Origin of the sequence: Azohydromonas australica DSM 1124 (assembly GCF_000430725.1) — a bacterium.
In the GTDB taxonomy this organism is placed as follows: Bacteria; Pseudomonadota; Gammaproteobacteria; order Burkholderiales; family Burkholderiaceae_C; genus Azohydromonas; species Azohydromonas australica.
Genome location: NZ_KE387217.1, coordinates 35,362 through 54,886 on the forward strand (window position 1 = coordinate 35,362; position 19,525 = coordinate 54,886).

At 65.8% G+C, this 19,525-nt stretch carries 21 protein-coding genes; 4 read left to right on the forward strand and 17 right to left on the reverse strand.

Annotated elements, in window-relative coordinates; all coding sequences use genetic code 11:
• The 13 genes from H537_RS54805 to H537_RS48075 form a co-directional block, all read right to left on the reverse strand.
• On the reverse strand, positions 1 to 540 hold the full coding sequence (locus tag H537_RS54805; protein ID WP_051244583.1) for an OmpA family protein: 540 nt from the start codon (positions 538 to 540) through the stop codon (positions 1 to 3).
• Positions 452 to 2,788, reverse strand: coding sequence for a type IV secretory system conjugative DNA transfer family protein (locus tag H537_RS48055; protein ID WP_051244585.1), 2,337 nt, complete (start codon positions 2,786 to 2,788; stop codon positions 452 to 454). The genes H537_RS54805 and H537_RS48055 overlap by 89 nt, the downstream gene beginning before the upstream one ends.
• Positions 2,785 to 3,840 carry a P-type DNA transfer ATPase VirB11 gene (gene virB11, locus H537_RS0137790; protein WP_051244586.1) on the reverse strand — a complete coding sequence of 352 codons (1,056 nt, stop codon included), beginning with the start codon at positions 3,838 to 3,840 and terminating at the stop codon, positions 2,785 to 2,787. The genes H537_RS48055 and virB11 overlap by 4 nt, the downstream gene beginning before the upstream one ends.
• Positions 3,841 to 3,857: 17 nt before the next feature.
• Complete coding sequence (locus H537_RS0137795; protein ID WP_043461993.1) at positions 3,858 to 5,285, reverse strand: TraB/TrbI/VirB10 family type IV secretion system protein; 1,428 nt, start codon at positions 5,283 to 5,285, stop codon at positions 3,858 to 3,860.
• Positions 5,282 to 6,205 (reverse strand): TrbG/VirB9 family P-type conjugative transfer protein, encoded by a 924-nt coding sequence (locus tag H537_RS48060; protein WP_051244587.1) that lies wholly within the window; start codon positions 6,203 to 6,205, stop codon positions 5,282 to 5,284. Before H537_RS48060 ends, H537_RS0137795 begins: the two co-directional genes overlap by 4 nt.
• On the reverse strand, positions 6,202 to 6,957 hold the full coding sequence (locus H537_RS0137805; protein WP_029001997.1) for a VirB8 family type IV secretion system protein: 756 nt from the start codon (positions 6,955 to 6,957) through the stop codon (positions 6,202 to 6,204). The genes H537_RS48060 and H537_RS0137805 overlap by 4 nt, the downstream gene beginning before the upstream one ends.
• Before the next feature lies 1 nt (position 6,958).
• Positions 6,959 to 7,678 carry a type IV secretion system protein gene (locus H537_RS0137810; RefSeq protein WP_156902212.1) on the reverse strand — a complete coding sequence of 240 codons (720 nt, stop codon included), beginning with the start codon at positions 7,676 to 7,678 and terminating at the stop codon, positions 6,959 to 6,961.
• Positions 7,679 to 7,695: 17 nt separating this feature from the next.
• On the reverse strand, positions 7,696 to 8,733 hold the full coding sequence (locus H537_RS51985; RefSeq protein ID WP_084151270.1) for a TrbL/VirB6 family protein: 1,038 nt from the start codon (positions 8,731 to 8,733) through the stop codon (positions 7,696 to 7,698).
• Positions 8,734 to 9,093: 360 nt separating this feature from the next.
• Positions 9,094 to 11,577 carry a VirB4 family type IV secretion/conjugal transfer ATPase gene (locus tag H537_RS0137820; RefSeq protein WP_043461994.1) on the reverse strand — a complete coding sequence of 828 codons (2,484 nt, stop codon included), beginning with the start codon at positions 11,575 to 11,577 and terminating at the stop codon, positions 9,094 to 9,096.
• A 192-nt stretch (positions 11,578 to 11,769) separates the two neighbouring features.
• Entirely contained in the window at positions 11,770 to 12,105 is a 336-nt protein-coding gene (locus H537_RS50135) for a VirB3 family type IV secretion system protein (RefSeq protein WP_051244588.1), read from the reverse strand.
• Positions 12,106 to 12,120: 15 nt separating this feature from the next.
• On the reverse strand, positions 12,121 to 12,426 hold the full coding sequence (locus H537_RS0137830) for a TrbC/VirB2 family protein (RefSeq protein ID WP_156902213.1): 306 nt from the start codon (positions 12,424 to 12,426) through the stop codon (positions 12,121 to 12,123).
• Positions 12,426 to 12,902 carry a lytic transglycosylase domain-containing protein gene (locus H537_RS48070; protein WP_064736126.1) on the reverse strand — a complete coding sequence of 159 codons (477 nt, stop codon included), beginning with the start codon at positions 12,900 to 12,902 and terminating at the stop codon, positions 12,426 to 12,428. The genes H537_RS0137830 and H537_RS48070 overlap by 1 nt, the downstream gene beginning before the upstream one ends.
• A gap of 18 nt (positions 12,903 to 12,920) precedes the next feature.
• Positions 12,921 to 13,424 (reverse strand): hypothetical protein, encoded by a 504-nt coding sequence (locus H537_RS48075; RefSeq protein ID WP_156902214.1) that lies wholly within the window; start codon positions 13,422 to 13,424, stop codon positions 12,921 to 12,923.
• Between the two features lie 318 nt (positions 13,425 to 13,742).
• Here H537_RS48075 and H537_RS0137845 point away from each other — a divergent pair, with 318 nt between their 5' ends.
• Positions 13,743 to 14,228, forward strand: coding sequence for a helix-turn-helix domain-containing protein (locus tag H537_RS0137845; protein WP_169517184.1), 486 nt, complete (start codon positions 13,743 to 13,745; stop codon positions 14,226 to 14,228).
• A 784-nt stretch (positions 14,229 to 15,012) separates the two neighbouring features.
• Here the strand turns inward: H537_RS0137845 and H537_RS54055 are convergent.
• On the reverse strand, positions 15,013 to 15,168 hold the full coding sequence (locus H537_RS54055; RefSeq protein WP_156902216.1) for a hypothetical protein: 156 nt from the start codon (positions 15,166 to 15,168) through the stop codon (positions 15,013 to 15,015).
• Positions 15,169 to 15,423: 255 nt separating this feature from the next.
• On the opposite strand from H537_RS54055, the gene H537_RS0137855 reads away from it, so the two are divergent.
• The 3 genes from H537_RS0137855 to H537_RS54060 all read left to right on the forward strand — a co-directional run bounded on the left by H537_RS0137855 (position 15,424) and on the right by H537_RS54060 (position 16,848).
• Positions 15,424 to 15,645: a hypothetical protein gene (locus H537_RS0137855; RefSeq protein ID WP_029002003.1), complete on the forward strand. Its 222-nt coding sequence runs from the start codon at positions 15,424 to 15,426 to the stop codon at positions 15,643 to 15,645.
• A gap of 531 nt (positions 15,646 to 16,176) precedes the next feature.
• A complete protein-coding gene (locus H537_RS48080; protein WP_043461996.1) occupies positions 16,177 to 16,380 on the forward strand; it encodes a hypothetical protein in 204 nt (67 codons plus the stop codon).
• A gap of 258 nt (positions 16,381 to 16,638) precedes the next feature.
• On the forward strand, positions 16,639 to 16,848 hold the full coding sequence (locus tag H537_RS54060) for a hypothetical protein (protein WP_156902217.1): 210 nt from the start codon (positions 16,639 to 16,641) through the stop codon (positions 16,846 to 16,848).
• 611 nt (positions 16,849 to 17,459) lie between these two features.
• On the opposite strand, the gene H537_RS0137875 is transcribed toward H537_RS54060, so the two are convergent.
• The 3 genes from H537_RS0137875 to H537_RS54810 form a co-directional block, all read right to left on the reverse strand.
• On the reverse strand, positions 17,460 to 17,912 hold the full coding sequence (locus H537_RS0137875; RefSeq protein WP_029002004.1) for a hypothetical protein: 453 nt from the start codon (positions 17,910 to 17,912) through the stop codon (positions 17,460 to 17,462).
• A gap of 77 nt (positions 17,913 to 17,989) precedes the next feature.
• Positions 17,990 to 18,277, reverse strand: a complete 288-nt coding sequence (locus H537_RS0137880; RefSeq protein ID WP_029002005.1) for a hypothetical protein — start codon at positions 18,275 to 18,277, stop codon at positions 17,990 to 17,992.
• Positions 18,278 to 18,350: 73 nt separating this feature from the next.
• On the reverse strand, positions 18,351 to 19,525 hold a 1,175-nt coding region (locus tag H537_RS54810; protein ID WP_043461999.1), incomplete at its 5' end, for an ATP-binding protein.

A 19,525-nucleotide genomic window follows, 5' to 3' on the forward strand; every position in this document is an offset into this window, starting at 1 on the left:
TCACTGCGCCGCGATGACGGCCGGCGGCTCGGGCGGCTCGATAGCCTGGGGTCGCACCGGGTACAGCTCGATCTCGACGCGGCGGTTGAACGCCCGTCCGTCGGGCGTCGTGTTGGGCGCCACGAAGTCGCCCGCCCCCTGGTACGTGAGCCGCATGCGGTCCATGGGCACGCCGCCCTTGATGAGCAGCAGCTGCGCAGCCTCCGCCCGCCGCTGGGCCGCTCGGGCGTTCGCCACGTCGTCGCGGGCCGAGTCGGTACGCCCGCGCAGCACCACCAGCTGCGCCTGCCTGGCCGCGGCCACCAGCTGAGCCGCTGCCGCCGGCGGCAGCTCCAGCTTCGTGCTGCCCAGGGGGAAGCGGTACGTGTAGACGACGTTGCCGCCGGCGGCCGCTGCTGAGAGCCCGCCGCGGGCCGGGCGCAGCGCCGCCGGCCGCATCGGGACAGCGTCCTCAGCGGCGAGCCGCTCGGCCGCCGACGCGCGCGCCGCGGCCACCAGATCCGCCGTTGCCCGCTGGATCTTTCCGGCCGCGTCCAGCATTTCCAGCCTTGCCGGATCGTTTGCCGGGCTGCGCGTGCGCTCGTCCGGCATCGGCGCCTTCGGCGGCGTCCCGCACCCCACCAGCGCCAGCGTCGCTGTCAGCGCCGCGAGCAGCGTCAGTCGGCTCTTCATTAGGTACTCCTTCCGTCGGATGATCCAGAACACCAATGTCAAGGTCCCCGTGCAGTCCTGCGGGCTCCTGCGACGCTGTCGTTGGCGCCGGGCTCGCCGGTGCCTGGCGCACCACGGCCAGCGGCGGGGGCTCGTCGCCTTCCTCCACCCAGTTCTCGCTGCTTGCAGCCACCACGGCGGCGGCGGCAGGCGCATCGCCCAGGCCGCCATCAAAGAAGTCGTCGATGAACGCATCGACCTGCTCGGGCGGCACGACGCCACCAAGCGGCCGTGGCGGCACCTTCACCCCGTGCAGCTCCTCCACGGGGATCAGCTCGGTCTCGCCCTCGCCGGCTTTCAGCGCGCGCCAGCGCATCTCGACGCGGGCGATGTGGGCGGCCAGGTTGAGCGCCGGGATCTCGGGCGGCGCGATGACGCGGTCCTTCAGAAGCGCGTCCGCGTAGACATACGCCTTGTCCGCCAGCACCGGCCGCAGGCCCCGGAACAGCGCGATCAGCTTGTCCTCGTCGAGGTAGCGAATCTCGTCGGGCGTGAGCAGGTTGCGGCGCTGGATCGTGACGTTCTCGCCCGTGCTCGTGCCCTGGCCACCGGTGTTGCGACTGTGGGAGCGCACGCGCTCGTCGAGCGTGCCCAGGTCCTTGGCGTACGCTTCGGCCGTCGTTTCGCGCCGGGGCGCGAAGATGATCTGGCAGCCGTGGTTGTCGGCAATGATCTCCGCGCCCTTGTCGCCGTAGGGAATGGCCAGCTGCGCCTGCGTCTGGCAGACGCTGCGGAACCGCCAGCCGTAGGCCGCCAGGAAGCCGATGCCCTCCGCGTAGACGTTGATGCGCCCGGCCACCGTCAGCTCGTCGAAGACACCCAGGCACTTGATGCGCGGCAGCGGGTCGTTCTTGGGCAGCCGCTTGCTGTTGAGGCTAACGACCTGCGACAGGAAGGCATTGAGCAGGATGCGCGACTGCTCCAGCTTGCCGAAGGGCACGTGCGCGTACAACGCCATGGGCTCGTACATCAGGCGCGAGACGTCGAAGCTGCAGCCACTGGTGGCCGCGTCCACCAGCGGGTCGTCGAACATTGACAGCGCGCCGGTGAAAGTGGTGAAGATCGACACGAAGGTTTCTGGCGAGTCGCTGCAGTTCAGCACCCGACCCAGGAAACGCTCGCAGGAGGCGGACAGGCGCCTGCCGGCCTTGTGCCGTTGGGTGATGAGCCCTTCGATGTGATCGCGTAGCCCTTGCTCGCCGCCGCCGCTGGCCAAGCGCAGCATCTGGCCCATCGTGCGCGGCATCTCCGTCTCGGGCGTCTCCAGCAGGACCAGCCCCAGCCCGACAATCAGGTTGCGGCACTGCGCCTGGAAGAAGTTGGCGCTGCTGCCCTGGCCGTCCGGCGCGTCCGGGAACCACCAGTAGGCCAGCTCGAACAGGTCCCCAACCACGTGCGCCGCGTCGGGGCGGATGTAGGTCAGAAAGTTGTGCTGCCCGGTGCGCCCACCGTCGTCATAGGGCGACCACACGCCAATCTTCTTGCCCATCCTGGCTTGCCAACCCGCCGAGGCCTCGAAGATCTCCAGGTCCTTCATGTCGATGACGAGCAGCGACTCCCGCCATTCGATGGCGTTGGCCAGCACGACGCCCTGTGTCTTCTTTGAGCGCGTCGGGGCGCTCACCAGCACGAACTCCTCGCCGGGGTAGCTGATGTAGCGGCTCCCGACCTTGCCGATGATGATGCCGTCGCCCTTGAACAGGCCGTAGGCCTCCATCTCGCCGACGGTGGCGAAGCGCGCGGCACCGTAGAGCGGCCGTCCCTGCCGGGCAAAGGCCCAGGCTACGAGCGGCAGGCCGAAAGCCATGCCGTAGCCCAGCGCCATCGAGCCCACGAGCTTCTTGCGCATGCCGTCATCGCTGCCGTACTTGTCCCAGTACCGCCAGATGCTGCCGAGCTGCGCGCGGCCCGGGTTGCTCAGGTTGAGGGCGTTGAACGTGGCGCCGCTGGCCCAGGTGCCCCCGGCGGCCAGCGCGACGGTCGCACCGGCAAGCGCGGCAGCCATGGCCACACGCCGGGGCGTGAGCCAGTTCGGGAAGCTCCACGACTTCGGCAGCTTGGGGCGTGGCAGCTTCATGGCTTTGCCTCCGGCGCGACGTCGCGCTTGCCTTCGGGGTCGTACCAGATCTCCTGCACGAAGCGGCCGCTGCCGTCGTTGCCGAACTGGAGCACGATGTCGATGTTGCTCTTGAGCAGCTGCTCGACCTTGGCGTCCGGAATGCCGCGCCCTTGCGGCGACTCCTGCACCATCATCGACAGCTGGTCGAAGGCCATGCGTGGCGTCTTGCTGTGCAGCGTCGTCATGCTCCCCGGGTGGCCCGACATGCCGAAGCGGATCATGTAGTACGCCTCGGGCCCGCGCGTTTCAGCGAGCAGCACACGGTCCGGCCGGCCGCGCAGTGCAGCCATCAGCAGGTCGTGCGGCGTCACGTCGGCCACGCTCTGGCCGCCATCGCTCCAGAACAGGTGCACGGCGTTCCTGTGGTGGGGCGTCAGCAGCTCGGCCGCGCTCTCGACGGTGAACAGCCGCTCATGCAGCGGGATGAGCTCGGCCAGGGCCTTGAGGACGGTGGTCTTGCCGCAGCCGGTATGCCCACCCACCAGCATGTTCTGTTTGGTGACCATGGCGAGCTTCAGGAACTCCGGCACCAGGCCGCGCTTGAGCAGCTGCCGCAAGTCCTTCTCGTGCGGCTGCAGGTCGTTCGACGGCGGCACCACGCGCTGGAACAGGCCGCCGGCGGCCAGGTCGTCGAGCGTGAGCAGTCGGCTCGACGGGCGCCGGATCGTGACGGACACCGTGTCGCGCGGCACCGCCGGGGGCAGCGCGAACTGCACGCGCTCGCCATCGGGCAGCACGGCGCCCAACAGGGGATGCGCGCTGCCCACGATCTGGCTGGTGGATGTTGCAACGGCAATGGCCAGCTGCACGCAGCGGTCGAAAGTGAGCGCCGGCACGGCATGCGGCGCGTCCCATCCCTCGTGCCGCTCGACCCAGACTTCGCCCGGGCGGTTCACGCAGATCTCCAGCACATCGTCCTGGTCCAGCCACGGCTGCAGCGGCTGCAGCAGGTGGCGCACCATCAGCGCATAGTCCTCGGCCTGGCCGAACGTGAAATCGTCTGAGCCCATGGCTGCCACCTCGAGATTCAGCGAGCGGCGCGCGTCGCCCGCAGCTGGTAGACCCTCTGGAACGAGATCGGAGACAGCGTCTCGACGAAGACGGTGTCGCCCTGGTTCTTGGTCAGGATGGAAGGGATGTTCATGGTTTGCCGCAGCGCCTCTTGCGCCAGGCGGTCGCCCGTATTGAGCGCACCCGTGCCGATGACGACCGTGTTGCCCTGGTTGTCGTCCCGGCCCTGGATCAGCGCCCGGGCCGCGTCACTGAACACGCTCAGGAACAGCGCCGGGCCCACACGCTGGCCCCAGCGGTTGTCGATGCGGCCCTGCACGCCGCCTTCGCCCAGCGGCCCAGCGGCCATCGCATCCAGGCGCACGCGCACGCTGTAGGGCGCAGGCGTCAGCACCCAGAGCTCATCGAGCGCAATGGCGGTCGTGCCGATCCGCACGTTCGATGCGTTGTAGCGGCCGTAGATGATCGAGCCGCGGTCGATAAGCGTGATCTGCCCATCGGCGCCGCGCACGTCGCGCGTGACCATGCAGCGGAAATCGCCCGGCATCGCCGTGGCCACCTTCATGAGCATGCTGCACTCGATGCTGCGCGGCGGCAGCATCAAGCTGTCGTTGGGCAGTTGCTCCGCTTCCACCGTCGCTTCGAACGGGCGGCGTTGCCCGGCAGCACCGGCATTTGCAGCCGCAATGCCAGGCGCCACCACCGGCGCATGGGGCTGCCAAGGTACAGGCGCTGCGGGCGCTGCCGGGGCTGCCCCCGGCTGCTGCGGGGCGGGTGCGTTCTGTGCCGCCTCGATCTGCTGCATGGCCCGGTCGAGCTGCCGCTGGTTGTTTGCCAGCCGCTCCATGAGCCGGGCGCGCTCGGCGGCGGTATCGCTTTGCGAGTAGCCCGGCCCGCTGTCGGCCACCCGCACCAGCATGTTGCCCAGGCCCGAGATGACCATCATCGGTGCATCCCTCGGGTCGCGCACCTGGCGCGGCCGGGCCTGTCCACCCGAGCCGCCGGCGCGCTGCCCACCCGCGCGCTGGTTGCAGGGCTGGCCCTTGATGCAGATGGGCTCGATGTCCTCGTCCGGCGCGGGCACGGTGGGCTTGGGAGCTGCTGGCGCCGGTGCCGGTGCTTGGGCTGGGGCAGGGGACGCAGCGGCTTGTGCTGGTCCAGGATCCGGCATCCGCGCCGGCTTGCCGCGGGAAGTGCTTGATGCCGGCTTGGGCGCCTCCTGCTCGGCCTTGGGCAGCGGCAGCAGCGACTGCAGGCCATAGACCTTCATCCACCACACGCCCGCGCCGGCTGCCAGTGTCGCCGCGCCCAGCAGGCTCAGGGTGAGCCTCGTCTTACGGCGCGACCAGCGCTGCTGCGCCAAGTCGGCGACGCGGGGGATATCGACGGCATCCACGGGTTTGGCCGGCTCTACCGTGTTGACGGTTGCCTGTGCTGTGCTCATCGCCCGTCCTCCCGGAAACCGCCGGTGCGCTTGTCGCGCACGATGCGCTGCACGCCCTCGGCCACGCTGCCCTTGGGCGCGCCGCGGCCCTGCACGTCGAACGCCTGGTTGGTGATGGAGACCACCTGCGAGTCGCCCCGGCGCAGCATCAGGCCGCGCGCCACGCGGTCCACCACCAGCAGGTTGAAGCGGGGGTCGAAGCGCGGGTTGACCTGCTGTTCCTTGCCTCCCGGCAAGACCTCGAACACCGCGGGCACCGGCATGTGGCCCGGGTACTCCAGATACGTAGAGGCCCCGTCGTCCCACACCGCGGCGGGCACGATGTCCTCGGAGCCCTGGCCCCACGCCTTGGAGTAGTCGCCGTTGGCGACGATCGGCCGCAGCGACAGGCGCTGTTCGATAATTTCTTGCTCGGTGGGCAGCATCTCCTGCGCGGCCGCCAGACGGCGCCGCATGTCCTGGTCAGGCCCGCCGGCTTGCCCGGCCGGTGCCGAGCGGATCTCGACGCGGCGTGAGGCCTGCGCCGGGTTCGCCACCACGTCGAACTGCAGGGCATAGTTCCTGCGATTCGTCTGGAACGCGACCGGGTTGGGCAGCGTCGCAGGGCCCACGGGCTTGACGAAGATCGAGCCCTGGCCTTTCGGTCCGCACAGGTCCCACGCGTCCATTGGCGGCGCATCGGCGCCGCCCTGGGTGGTAGGGCTGACACTGTTCTTGGCCGCGCTGCGGCATACCGAGGCGAGCCCGGCCGCCAGATCCGTCGTGATCGTCTCGCCCGGTTCCAGCAGGACGTGGGTCGGGACACCCCTGGCGACCGGGATGCGGATGACCTGCTTCGGGTCATACACCACCTCCGAGATCGGCGCAGCCGTCGCGGCCTGCGCTGCCGCGGCGAGCAGGGCAAGCGCGGCGGCTTTCACGGGATGGCCCTTGCAATCTTGCCCGCAGGGGCCGCGTCGCCGTAGTCCAGATCGGACTGCTCGGCACGCACCAGGAACCCGAAGGGGTTGTCGTCGCGCTCGTCCTGGCGCAGCCGCATCTTGAGCTCGCGCGTGTACTTGATACGGACCATGTACCGCTCGGGTCTCGGCTGTTCGCCGGCAGCGCGGCCATCGAGCCAGGTGTCGGTGACCGTGATCGCCACTTCGGCCACGCGCAGCCCGGCGCCGTTGGGCCCGAGCAGCCGCGGCTGGGCCACCTTCACCTTCCGGCGCAGCTTGTCGCCGTACTTGCGGATCAGCCCTTCCTCGCCGCGCGCCTGGTCGCCGCGCAGCTGGCGGTCATACACGGCGAACACCTCCTCGGTGGAGAGGCGGCTGACCAACTGGCGGTCCTCTTCGGCGAACCACCACAGGTAGCGGAAGCGGGCCTCGACGTAGCGCTTGAGATCAGCGCGGTCCAACGCCTCCTGCTGCGTCATGCGGTCGATGTCCAGCGTGGTGTGCACGTTCACCACGCCGTCGTTGATCTCGAACGGCACGGGAATGGGTTTGAAACACAAATAAGCCACCACCACGGCGGCCATGCAGAACAGCATTGCGCCGGTGGCCATCCACGTCGTGCGCCGGCAGGTGCGGTCCATGCGGCCCTGGATGTGCTCGATGAGCGCGGCCTGCTGCTGCTGCGTCAGGCCCACTTCGGGCAGATCGTCGCTTGCTTGCTGGGAAGTCATCTCACGGCTCCTCAACGCGAATGCGAAGGCCGCCCGGACGGTCGAGCATTTCCATAGTGGTGGAGTGCTGGTTGGCCTGCGCGATGCGTTGGTCGTTCTCGACAGACGCCGTCAGCGCCGTGATGCGGTTGTTCTCGTGCGTCAGAGCCAGCTGCTCGCCCTGCAGCCTGGCGTTGAGCTGTGCAATGGCGGCCGGGTCCGTGGCGGCCGAGATCGCATCCGTGAGTTTCTGGATCTGCCCCAGCCGGCCACTCTGGGCAGCCAGCGAACGGCGCAGCAGCTGCGCATTGGCGTACGGGCGGGCGATCTCGGTTTCGCAGACGGAGCGCGGTCGTTCCGCAAGGCTGGAGCACCGGTCGAGCATGCCCGGCGGCATCAACGCCCGGGCTTCAGGCGTCAGGCCTGCGAAACCGCGCGCCGCCACATCGGCCAGCTGCTCCAGGGCGTTGAGCGGCACGTAGTTGTCGTAGCGGCTGTCGCGCAGCAAGCCGGCCATGCCCCGGTTGCCCGTCACGGCCCCGAAATCCCGGTCCATGCGGTCGAGCTGGTCAAGTTGGTACAGGAGCGACTTGCCGTTGTCGATGAGCTGCTGAGCCCAATGGATGCTGCCCGGAAGATCCGATGTTATGGTCACGGGTATCTGAGCGCGGGCCGACTGGGTTGTCATGAGCGCGGCGAACGAAAGGCTCACGGCAGCAACGGTAGACGTTGACGACTTCATGGCGATCTCCAGCTGAATCACGAGCGGCTACGGCCCCAGGCCGCCATGCGCTGGTAGGCCGTGTTGACGGCATTTCCGGCCATGTGCCCCAACGCGTACGGCACGTGGCTGCCCGCGGTGTTGGGCAGGTTGGGCATGGAGCCACCATTGGCGCCGCCTCGGGCGAGCAAATACGTATTGGCGGCCGACTGCATGACGCTGGTGCCGAGCTGCATCGGGGCGCCACCGGTCATTGCGGCTGACCACGCCGGCGCATTGAGCAGCACAAATGCCAATCCAACCATGATCACGCAGTAGGAGCCGGCCAACTTGATAAGGTTGTCGGCCTCTATCCCATCGGTTACGCCCTCAGCTATGTGCCCGCTGATGTACATCGAGAATCCCAGCGCAAAAAACACCATCCACAAGAGCACAACCGTCGAAAGCAGCATGTGCAGCCAGCCTTTGAAAAATCCTGACGTTTCTTTGTGCAAAAGAGTGAGGACGAACAGAGGGCCGATTGCGAGCACGAACGTGCGATGAATTTTTGCCACCATGCAGACGTACAGCGCAATACACTCCAGCGCCAAGTTGCCAACGGCAATCAATGCCATGGCCAGCAAGTAAATTGGCAGCGAAAGGGTGAGTGCATTGGCCTTGGAAATCTTGACCAATAAGCCCCAGGCTTGGGCATCGAAGTCCTGCAACACGGTCCATACCGATGGATTGGTACCACCTCCGCCATCTAAAGGTGTGTCTCCCGGTGCAAAGAGCGCGGTGAAGCCGTTGGCCATTGCGTCTGTACCGGTGACAGCGACTCCTGCAAACAGAGCTGCGTTGCACGCGAACACTAGAACCCACACCTTCTTGAATGCCTGTGAAGTCAGCGTACCCACAGGGTTTGCAACGAGGCCGCTTGCCGTTGCGCTTCCCGTAAGGGCTAACCACAAGGCCATGCCTGCCGCTGAAATGCCGGTCAACCAAGCTGCCAGTTTGGATGTAATGTTCGTGAGGTAGCCCAAAGCCAAATGGTCAACAGCATTGCCAACCCACATGAATACTGGTACGTCACCCATAGCCTTTACTCCTGCACCCGGGTGTTAGGAAGGTCACGAATCCCCACGCATTTATCTAAGCTCACCGCATCCGGGCATTTGAGCCAGCGGCTTCCTTCGAGCCGCACAAATGCACGTGGACGCCGATCCTGGCCGCGCACGTACGGGCGGCATGTTGAGTCGATATAAGGCCGTCGGCACTCCACCATCCCGCGATCTGTACGAATCACATACGCAGTCCACCGAGTACCATTACCCCAAGGGTTCGGCAGCGGCTCGGCAGGAATTTCTGGTTTCGGAGGCAATGGAACTCCAGCCTGGGCCAGAGCACAGGTGAGCGCCGCCATCACGGCAATAGCCCTTTTCATTGCGCACCTCCAATCAACGTGCGCCCGTTTGGCGCGCCTTCAGATCCCGCACGGCCTGGCCCAGCAGCGGCATCCAGTCTTTCGGGTTGTCACCCACACGGTCGCGAATCTCGTCCAGCAGCTCGACGTGCTCGGGCTCACCGGACAGAATGACGATGGGGTCCACCCCGTCGATGGGCTCAATGCCCGTCAGGTCGTGCTCCAGCACGATGGACGGGCCCACGGCGGGCTGGCGCAGAAGGAACCGGTAAACGCCCCCCTCGCGCAGCGTGCGGATGATGTCCACGTCCTCGGCCGAGTAGCCCATGCGGCCATAAACATCAAAGGTTGACTGCTCGTCGGCCAGGGCAATGAAGGTCGCGGCTTGGTTCACCATCGTCTGGCCGGCGCGCGAGTTCATGAACGCCGTCGGCTGCTGTGTCACGTTGATGCACAAGCCGTGCAGCTTGCGCACGGTGAGCTGAAACTTCTCGAACATGGCCGCCAAGCGCTCGTTGTCCAGCGGTTTCCAGGCTTCTTCGCACGCAACGATGATTCGGCGCCCGTCGATCATCTCCGTGGAGTAGTCGGTCAGCGCAGCGACGAGTGGGCCGCAGATGCGCTTGCTGTTCAGAAACTCCGTAAAGTCGAACGCAATGCGGTCCGCGTCGCTGGCATCCGGCAGGCGATCCTCTCCGTCAAGGACCCAGCCCAGTTCTTCACCGCGGCACCACGGTGCCAACCGCTCGTGCAGGCTCGAACCTTCACCGTCCGGTCCCTTGGCCAGCAGCATCTGGCGCACTGCGCTGAGGCCGCGCTTTTGCCAAGGCAGTGTCGCAACCGCCTTGACTGCCGTGGCGATCTGGCGATACTCCGCGTCGGTCAGCTTCGCGTCTGATTGCGCAACCAGGCACTCCTGGACGATGGCAGCCCAGCGCAGCAGGTGGCGGGGGCGGATAGCCTTGTTGCGGGGCCGTTGGAATGGATTGATGCCCGTGGCTTCACCAACGCGGATTCTGCGGTAGTCGAATCCGCTGGCCCGCGCGAAGATTTCGTTGCTGCGGTCCATATCCCATAACAGGATGCGCGGCCGCGGGTCGTAGCGCTCGGACTGCGCATTGATCAGGTTCAGCAGCAGCGACTTGCCGCCGCCGGTCATGCCTGTCATGCAAATGCTGCCGGCCACTGGCCGGCCTGCTACGTTGCGCCTGGGATGCGAGGCGTGCGGGCTCCACGGATATTTGCGGTTGCTCGTAGTGCGGTTCTGTATCCAGGCCTCGCCCCAGGCGTGTCCCCAGCGCTTGCCGTGCAGCGTGTCGTGGTCAGGCGCGAGCGCGGCCACCGCGCGTGATGAGAGCTCGGCAATGCGCGGTCGCTTGTTGAAATTGCCTGGTACCTGGAAGTACCACGCGTTGTCGGCCAGCAGATCAACGCGGGCGAGCTGGATGCCGCTGGTCTGCATCACCGCCGCGGCGATGCGGCTGGCATTGGCTTCTGCCTCTTCAAGCGTCGCGCCGAAGACAGAGAGCACATAGCCGTAGTGGCCCATGTTGATGATGCCGTCCTGCACGGCCTCCATGGCCTGCAGCAGCGCGCGGCCCTGCTCGACGCTCACATCTTCCGTCGCCTTGAGGTAGTTTTGCTGCTTCTGCAGTGCTTCGATGCTGTCGCGGCGCAGCATCGGCCACCAGACCTGCGTTTGCAGCAACTCGACGCGCTCGAACATCAAGGCGCTCAGGATGCCGGGGAACGCATCCTTGTATTCGTTGATGCCGAGCATCACCGCCCAGCGCTTGCCAAGCGGCCCCGAAATCTCGACAGCGCCCTCCTTGAAGGATGTGCGGGCCGCTCCAGACAGCGCGAGAAACAGCGGCCCGGCGTCGGCACGAACACGCAGGCGCAAGCCGGTGGCAAAGTACGCCAGGGTTTCTGCGAAGTGAGAATAGCGCCGACCCTTGCGCTCATACTCACCGAGCACAGCGGGCCGGAACTGGCGCAGCGAGCGCTCGAGCACCAGGCCGTGTTCGTCGAGCTCGCGCATCCCCTGTGCGTCGTCTTGCCCGACCTGCTCCAGCGTGCGCGGGTCGCCCAGCCCGTCGAGCACACGCTGCGGGATGTACTCCAGGACAGTGATGAGGCAGGTTTCCAGGTACGGCTTCGTCTGGTCCAGCCGGGCCAGCGTCCTTTCGAGCTTGGCCCCGAACGAGTCACCTGGGAGCGGGGTGAGCCGTCCGGAGGTGTACCGCTGATCGAGGTAGCGGCTCACGCGCCAGTGGCCACCAGGCAGGCTGGACAGGAACGAGCAGATGGCTTCGTGATACTCGGCAATCTTGTCAGGGCTGGCCGATTCCCAGCAAACGCCTTCCAGCCGCCAGGCCCGCAGGTACGTGCCCCGGCGGGTCTTGACGGTGTCGGCCCTCAGGATGTGCCCCAAAGGCAGCATGCGAGCCGCGGCAACGGACGCCGGCGGCACGAACCGTGTGAGCCACGGCGCCATCCATGGGAACTTGAACCACATCAATCATCTCCCCGCTGCGATCGCGGCCCGGGCGTGCTGGCTTGTCGCACATCTGCTGAGCCAACAGGGCTACCTGTGCAAAGGCGCCGGTAACGCCCGCCATCGCGCCCGAAAATCCCGTTGCCTCGGTCCACGTCCCACAGGAGAATGCGCGGCGTCTGACCTAGGCCGCCGGACCGAGAGGCGGGCGGATCAATTGATGTAGTCATCAGACTGGCCAGCGTTGACGAGGGATCCATAGCTTCGGCATTTGAAGATCCGCGAGCTGCGCAGATGCACCCACCGCAACCAGAAGGCGGTGAGCAGCTGGTCGATGCGTTGATCATCTTTGTGGGTGGCAAGGCGCATCCATCCCAGCAACGCCGCTCCCACCAGGATGGCGAAGAACGCAATCCAGCCGTTGTGCAGCAGGAGCGCGCCCCACATGCCCACCTGAATGGCAGCAAAGATGGTCCAGAAGCCCGCCTTGAGTGGAACACCGAACTTCAGAGCTGGCCTCGTAGCGGCCTTGTAAATAGGCTCCAGCATGGTGCTGCGCCGGGCTCAAGCCGCGATGAACAAGCCGGCGGCAACCATGATCGCGCCGCCCACGGCCGCCGGCACGCCCTCGGTCCAGTGCGCACGTCCTGCGGCAAACTTGCCCCCGAAGATGCCGAAGCAGATCGTGACGAAGGCGCCGGCACATGCAATGACATAGCCAGCGATCTGCGCCAGCAAGTTTTTCGGCTCGTCCGGCAGCGTGATGCCCTGGGCACAGGCCAGTGCTGGCGCACCCATCAGGACGGCGAGCTGCACCCATGTGATGACTTGCCGCAGGGACACGCTTCCGGTTTTATCCGCAACTTTCATCATTCACTCCTTGGGGAGGTTGAAGACCGAATGGCTGCGGCAGCCCGCAAAACGCGAGTGACATAGCCATTGTGAAAACCGCCAGTGAAACTGCCGGTGTTGAAACACGAGAGGGCTTCCTTGAGCGCCATCTGAGGATCCCTTGACGGTGCGCGCTTGAAGCAGTCCACCAGGACCGCCTGGGCTGCACGCAGATTGGTGCAGCGGTCAAATACGTTGTCCGCATCAAGACCCAACCAGGACCAGTTCAACGAGTTGATCTGGCCGTGGCCGGCATCGATGCTGTAGCCGAGGCGCACGAGTTGACGAGCCGTGACGGCAGCCTCGGCTTGGCTGCGTGGTTGTCGCACGAGCTGGTAGCCCTCGTTGATGTTGATCGCCCAGGGGTGCCCGCCGGACTCGACGTGCACGATGGCTCGCATGGTCAACGAGTCAACATCCGGCGCGCAGCGCTCGATGTGTGCAAGCAGATCCATGGAAGCCCCGACGGGTTGCTACTGATCGCTGCCGGAAGGAACGGTGCCCGGCAGCGGCTGTGTCGCCTGCCAGGCGAAGTAGTCCGAGTCGTAGCGGGGATCCATGAACGGTCCGTACTGCAGCCGTGCCGCGGCGCTGTACCAGGTGCTGGTGGTTTCGCCGTCGGGGAACCACCACACCCGCACGTATGGGACGCCGGCCTGGATGACGTTGACCACGCCTGCGGCATTGCAGCCCACTGCTGTGCGGTTGCCGTAGAGGTCGTATTGCCAGACCGTGTACTGCGGCGGGCAGTCCGTGGCGGATGCCCAGCTGTGATACGTGGTGTTGTTGCCGTCGGTGGCCTGATCGCAGTGTGGGATGCCGTGGCGCAACGCTCGGCGCACATCAGGCACGCATTCGGGGATCGAACGCCACGGCCCCGCCAAGCAGAGGATGACTTTGCATCCATCTGCTGCTGCGGCTGGAAGCACGATGACCCCAACTGCAGCTGCGGCAATCCACTTGAGGGATAGCGCCATTGCCAGCTCCTACAACAAGCTGTCTTTACGCGTGAGCACTGTCCCTGAAAGTCAGGAAACAGGCCCTATTTCCCTCGGAACTTCTTTGCGAGAAATATTAGTGCCAGTGCTCACCGACAGGCAAGACGCCCACATACAGCCTGTGTGACGAAATGTTCTGACAGCAAAAAAGCGGACAGCATGCTCAGTGGGGCCACTACCATTCGCACCACTTCGCTCTGCAGGCTGCCGCCCAGGGAGCGCAGGGCGAATCGTCCCGAAGCAAGAGGAGCCGTCTTCAATGCACAGTACAAGCACCCGGTAACAGTTGCGCCATCAATGATTACAAAAAAGAAGGAACAGCCTCTTGCTGTTGCAGAATCAACGGAATCTTGGGCGCGCTGCGTCCGCGAGCTGATGCAGCGCCACGACGTCAGCAGCCGCAAGTTCGGCCGTGTCGTCGGCGAGATCCTTGGCATGGAATACATGGCTGGCTATCGCCGGGCATGGGGCAAGCATCCTTGGCGACTGGACGAGATCGAAAAGATCGCCAGTCACTTCGGAGAGACGGCAGCGCAAGTGCTGGAGCCATTGCTGGCACAGCCGGCGGAGCCGGCGGTGCTGATGGTCGGCAACTTGAAAGTGAAGTGCACTGCCGTGCTGGGGAAGCAGCTGGTCCCGCCGTTCACGGATCGACTGGTGGCCATTGGAGGATTGGACACCTGGCTGATCCTGCCCGGCACTGACATTGCTCTGCCGGCTCGGGAAGTGCGCAAGATTGTTTTCAGCTCTTCTACTCCTGTCTGCGAGCCAACGTCAACGTAGGAGCCCCTGGACGACAAAAACCGTTAGGTATAGACGCACGCTTCGGCCGAAAGCAGGCGTGCAGACGGCAGCCAGCTGTTGAGCAATTGTCGTCTCCTGGCGGAAAAAGCTGGCGATGTTGTGCCGTCTGATGCCAAAGACCGCGGATCTTGGCTCGTCCATCAGCGCTGTGCCTTTCTCGCCATGCCATGGTTTCGGCCTTGGTAAGACTATCCCGTATTGCCTTGCCTGGCGGACTTCGTCCGCTGCGCCTTGTCCGCCAAAGCGCAGCGGTGGATAGGGCACTTGCACGATTGAGGCAGTCGCAGGCCTGAAGACCTTGAGGGCACAAGCCGGTCAATGGAGACAACTTGGAAAGCTTGACCAGCCACGCGCGCTGGGTCTTCGCCAACTAGGTGCCCATCCTCCCTTGGTCCAAGATTGCGAGCATGCTGCGCTCCGGTGACCGGCGCAGTGCGACGACAGCGCCGACTCGCTGAAGTACGGGCCGCTGGCGCTCTTGCCGCGCACGCTGCTGTTCCGGCTCCTGCCTCGATGGCAGCGACGACCGCGACGGCACAGGCCGCGCGGATGGGCCAGGGACTCGCCAGAAGTCCTCAGGCGCGCAAATCAATGGCGAGGTAAACGATCGTCCGGCACGAGTCCTGACGCTGCTGTGCCGCTGGATTTTCGCAAGTACCGCACGCGCGAGACCTGCTGCAGCCTGCAACACCTGCTGCCTGGCTCACGGCGGCAGGTGCTGATGGCTACGCTGGAGCGCCACGCATCGCAGCCAGCATCTCGTTCACCAGCCGTAGCCGGGCAGCATGCTGGCTATGCGCTCGGCCAGCGCAGCTTCAGCGATCCCTTTTTGGCGCTGGTCCTCGACCATCCGTTTCAGCAGCACCATCCGGAATTCCAGCACGTCCAGCTCTACACGCAGTTCGTCCGCTTGTTCCATGCGGGGACTCTGGCAACGGTGAAGTCCGCTGCTCTCCAGGACAATCGGAAAAGCTACCCAGGCTGGCCACGGCCCCACCGGGGAATCCCTCCCAGCTGGCGCCGGTGGCCTCTACGGGTTGCCAGGATGCGCATACAGCAGTTCGGGCGAGCCATCTTCAGGCAGGAGGGAACCGAAAACACTTCCTGAGCGCGTTTACGGAACGGCAGGTGGATGCTTGTGCAGCGCCCGAGCCAGTGAGCATTGGAGACGCGCATGCACCCTCTCGAGAGAACGCCGCTAGAGCAGGCATGGCTCCGCCTCATCGACGGCGAGGTGCAGGTGACGGCGCAGGCTATCCAGCTCGGCGAGTCGATCTCCTTGCGCAAGGACACGACCGAGGTAGAAGCCGTGCTTGCCGACTTCGAAAGCAGGTTGCGTCTGCTGCGCAAGACGCTGACGTTGGAGCAGGCAAGAGCGGCACGCCGCCGGACGTAGCCGCGGCTACCGGTTCACGATCGGCAGTCCAGCCAACACTTCACCGCCCAGGTCGAGGCGCACTCGGGCTGGCACTGCCTCCACTGCGACAGGCCGCCGCCTGACAACGACACCAACGGCCTCTGCCAGCACCTGCGTGTGTCGCCCGTGGTGGGGCAGCCCGAGAACAGCTGCGCCTTCTGGGAGCACAAGTCGGACACTGACGACAAGCGGCTCCAGCCCTGATGGCCGCACTGGTGCTTGGCAATAAAAAAGGGCCCCGGTCTGCGGACTCGGGGCCGATAAAGCTGCAGAAGCGCGCGGCAACCTTGGTCACCGCAGCTGCATTCTGGGGCGCGAGCGGGGCAGGGAACCCAAGGGCCAAGCCCTGCGCCGGCCGACTTCGTGACAGGCTGCCCACGATGACGACCGGGAACTCGAAGGCGCCGCCGACCAGCTCCCCGCCGCCAGACGTGCAGGGACACCGCCAGCCCGGGAAGCCTGGGGCACGCCCTGGAGGCCGGCGAGCTCAACCCTTGCAGCGCCGCCTGCATGGACAAAGCAGGTGAGCTGCGTGCAAAGCGCAACGTGTTGGAACTCCAGTTGGTGCTCCTGGAGCAGGGGATTCAAGCGCAGTGCCGCTGGCAAGTGAGGGCAGCGCCTGAGCTGGCCGAACGCATGCCGTCCCTGTTTGATCGTCTGCGCTTGGTGAACGAGAAGCTGGCCGAGCTGCGCCGGCCCAGGGTCGACGACTGACATCACGCCCTGGCAATGCTGGCGCAGCTGCGGCACGTCACCGGTACCGCGTCTGTTCGCGCTTGCTGCGGGTCCTCGTCCCCTCCCGCGTGTTGGGCAGCCCTGGCAATGTTGGGTACAGGCTTGAACGTGAGCTGACATGCACGCCAGGGAAGGGGTGTGGGTAGCGTTTTCGCCCCCGGGGCCTCCAGCACCAGCCAGGTAGACCCTCGGGCATATCCCGGGTGCTGCTAGGCTTACTTGTTGCTGCGCCGCAGCATGGACCGACACGATGAACTGATCCGGCTGCATGCCATGCGTGGGCTGCTGGAGACACGGCTGCTGGTGCTGGAGCGGGCGATTGAGGACCAGCGCCAGCACGGGGTTGCTGCCCCCGATCTACTCAAGCGCGTGGAGGCTCTGCTCCCTAGACTTGAACAGGTGAACGCCAAGTTGGACAAGATGCGAAGCACTGCTGCTCCTGCGTAGCACCAGCGTCAGCCGCCCGGATCAAGCGGGAGCCGCGTCGCCGGTGGCGATGACCGACGCGCAGCCGATCACCGATCGGCGCGGAACATCTGGCCGCACTGATTTCACAGCAGCCCGGCGTCGGCGTGGTCCATGAAAGGCTCGCCGCTGCGTACGTAGCCGCGGCGCCGGAGGCTGGCCACCTTTGACGCCGGCGTTGGCCTGAGCGGCCAGGAACGCCGCCACCATCTTGAGGGCGACCGGGAAGGCGCAGCCCCCGCTCGCCCGCCCCACCCGGACACGCACCAGGCCTCAAAGCGCGGAAGCCGGCTTGGTAGGCGCGCAGCGTTGCGGGCGCCGCATGGCCCGGCGAATACCGGCGCGTGGCATCGATGGTTGGACTGCCAAGGCGAGTTGCGGCGGCGGCGTGAGCCGTCAGTGCAGTTCGGTCATGTTCGGATCCCTCCTGGTTGTTTTACTTCCGGGAAGCTACGCGTTATCGAATTCAACCAAGCGGAATCCTCGCTACCTCCATTGCTCTCCTTGTGCGGGCAGTCGCAGCATGAAAACGCCGTGGCAGTGCCACGGACACTCTGCAAGGTGATCTGTCCGGAGTTGCCCGGACCGCAGGCTCAACCGCCCATGCGCACCAGTGGCGACGGGGCCTGTGCCGAGCCCGTTGGGCGGCCCTCGGCATCCAGCTCGATGCGGCCGAGCAGCCCGCAGGGATGGCCAGAGCGCCACATCGATATCGCCAGCAAGACCCTCGGCGGCGTCAGCGGCTGATCCTTTCCATAGAGGTAGGATCTTCTTAGCCCGACCTCCACAAAGGTCAGCGAGCACCCTGCCTGGACTTCTTCACGGGCACGTGCGACAAACTCGGCTTGCCGGGTGACCGACTCATCGCCCCAAGCCAAGTCCAGCACCGCGCGCTCGATACCTCGGTCAAGCTCCTGGCTACGGAAGGCAATCCACCTCAGTCGATAACCGCAAAGGCACACGCCGGGCGAGCGAAAGCGCACCGAGAACCGGTCATAGAAGGCACGCAGCTCCTGAGGTGGCCGGGGATCGAAAGCATCGGACATGCTCGTAAGAGTGCCACGCCGCGACAGACATCGTTTCTCCCATGGGCGGCGCCAGCCGGCTGCCCGGACTGGATTGCTCAACGCAACAGGCCATGGACCCAAACGAGGCACGCGACTTTTGGCAAACGGTGGTGGACGCCGGGGACAAGCTCGGCCCGGTGCGCCGAGCCCCGGCCATCGAACGCGACCGCCAGCAAGGAATCCAGCGCATTGAGCAGATCGTCCAGATGCTGCAGGACGTCGCCACCGACATCGATCTGCTGCTCACGGTCGCGGGGGAACAGGTACTGGACGGCGACAGCGCCGAACTGCGCTTCATCATCGGTTGCAACTACGATGCCGATGCCATCGAAGCGGTGCAGCAACTCATGGCCTCAGCGCCGGAGCGGACAGGGGTTCCAATGCATGACAGCTGCGCGCCGAGCCAGCAGGCATGCATCACAGACCGCGGGTGCCCGGCGCCTCGGACGGCAAAAAGCGTTCGAGAAGTGCTATCAGCTGTGCCATGTCAAAGGGCTTGACCAACACGTCATCCATGCCGGCTTCTTTGCAACGCTGCCGATCTTCGGCCAGCGCACTGGCCGTGAGGGCGACGATCGGTGTGCGCGGCCATCCCTGTTGGGCTTCCAAAGCGCGGATGCGCCGAGTTGCTTCCAGGCCGTCCATGATGGGCATGTGCATGTCCATCAGGACGATGTCCGGGGCACCCTGCGCATAGGCCTTGACCGCCGCATCGCCGTCCGGGGCAGGGTGCACTTGCAGGCCGAGCTGCTCCAGCATCATGCACGCCAGTTGCATGTTGACCTCGTTGTCCTCGACCACCAGGGCTGCCCTGCCGTCCAGCGTGGCTGTCGACGCACCCGACCCACCCGGGGCTGCCAGTGCATGCGCCCCAGCTGGTGCTGCCATGGCCGCCGCTGGCAGCGTCAGCACCACCCAGAATTCCGCGCCCTGCCCGGGTTGGCTGTGCACTCCCACCTCGCCGCCATGCAACTGCGCCAGGTGCCTGACGATGGACAGGCCCAGGCCCGAGCCCCCGAAGCGCCGCGTGGTGGAGCCATCCGCCTGAGTGAACGGTTCGAAGATCCACGCCTGTTGCTCCGCGGTGAGCCCGATGCCACTGTCGTGCACGACGAAGCGCCAGCGTTCGCCTGCCTCGTGCACCAGGCACAGATCCACGCCTCCCGCGGACGTGAACTTCACGGCATTGGACAGCAGGTTGTTGAGGATCTGTGACAGCCGCAGTGGATCGCCCAGCACGGGAGCCGGCTCGTGCTGGGGCAGGTGCAGCCGCAGTGCCAGCCCTTTGTGCGCCGCCATGGGCTGGAAGAGCGCGGCAGCCTCGCGAGCGATGGCGCTCAGGTCCATGGGCACGTATTCGAGCTTGAGCTGGCCGGCCTCGATGCGTGAGAAGTCCAGGATGTCGTCGATGAGGCCCAGCAGCAACCGGCCCGAATGCAAGACCAGCTGGGCCTGCTGGCGCTGCCTCGGCGGCAGCTGCGCCTCGGCCAGCGTCCCGGCCATGCCCAGCATCCCGTGCAACGGTGTGCGGATCTCGTGGCTCATGTTGGCCAGGAAGCTGCTCTTGGCACGGCTGGCCGCCTCGGCGTCCT

Coding starts and splice junctions, on each gene's coding strand:
- H537_RS0137830 (WP_156902213.1), bottom strand. CDS start 12,426: ATGAAAGTTGCGGATAAAACCGGAAGCGTGTCCCTGCGGCAAGTCATC.
- H537_RS0137875 (WP_029002004.1), bottom strand. CDS start 17,912: ATGTCCGATGCTTTCGATCCCCGGCCACCTCAGGAGCTGCGTGCCTTC.
- H537_RS48080 (WP_043461996.1), top strand. CDS start 16,177: ATGGACAAAGCAGGTGAGCTGCGTGCAAAGCGCAACGTGTTGGAACTC.
- H537_RS0137855 (WP_029002003.1), top strand. CDS start 15,424: ATGCACCCTCTCGAGAGAACGCCGCTAGAGCAGGCATGGCTCCGCCTC.
- H537_RS0137845 (WP_169517184.1), top strand. CDS start 13,743: ATGATTACAAAAAAGAAGGAACAGCCTCTTGCTGTTGCAGAATCAACG.
- H537_RS0137795 (WP_043461993.1), bottom strand. CDS start 5,285: ATGAGCACAGCACAGGCAACCGTCAACACGGTAGAGCCGGCCAAACCC.
- H537_RS48075 (WP_156902214.1), bottom strand. CDS start 13,424: ATGGCGCTATCCCTCAAGTGGATTGCCGCAGCTGCAGTTGGGGTCATC.
- H537_RS0137805 (WP_029001997.1), bottom strand. CDS start 6,957: ATGACTTCCCAGCAAGCAAGCGACGATCTGCCCGAAGTGGGCCTGACG.
- H537_RS54060 (WP_156902217.1), top strand. CDS start 16,639: ATGGACCGACACGATGAACTGATCCGGCTGCATGCCATGCGTGGGCTG.
- H537_RS48070 (WP_064736126.1), bottom strand. CDS start 12,902: ATGGATCTGCTTGCACACATCGAGCGCTGCGCGCCGGATGTTGACTCG.
- H537_RS48055 (WP_051244585.1), bottom strand. CDS start 2,788: ATGAAGCTGCCACGCCCCAAGCTGCCGAAGTCGTGGAGCTTCCCGAAC.
- H537_RS0137820 (WP_043461994.1), bottom strand. CDS start 11,577: ATGTGGTTCAAGTTCCCATGGATGGCGCCGTGGCTCACACGGTTCGTG.
- H537_RS0137810 (WP_156902212.1), bottom strand. CDS start 7,678: ATGAAGTCGTCAACGTCTACCGTTGCTGCCGTGAGCCTTTCGTTCGCC.
- H537_RS51985 (WP_084151270.1), bottom strand. CDS start 8,733: ATGGGTGACGTACCAGTATTCATGTGGGTTGGCAATGCTGTTGACCAT.
- virB11 (WP_051244586.1), bottom strand. CDS start 3,840: ATGGGCTCAGACGATTTCACGTTCGGCCAGGCCGAGGACTATGCGCTG.
- H537_RS54055 (WP_156902216.1), bottom strand. CDS start 15,168: ATGGAACAAGCGGACGAACTGCGTGTAGAGCTGGACGTGCTGGAATTC.
- H537_RS54805 (WP_051244583.1), bottom strand. CDS start 540: ATGCTGGACGCGGCCGGAAAGATCCAGCGGGCAACGGCGGATCTGGTG.
- H537_RS50135 (WP_051244588.1), bottom strand. CDS start 12,105: ATGCTGGAGCCTATTTACAAGGCCGCTACGAGGCCAGCTCTGAAGTTC.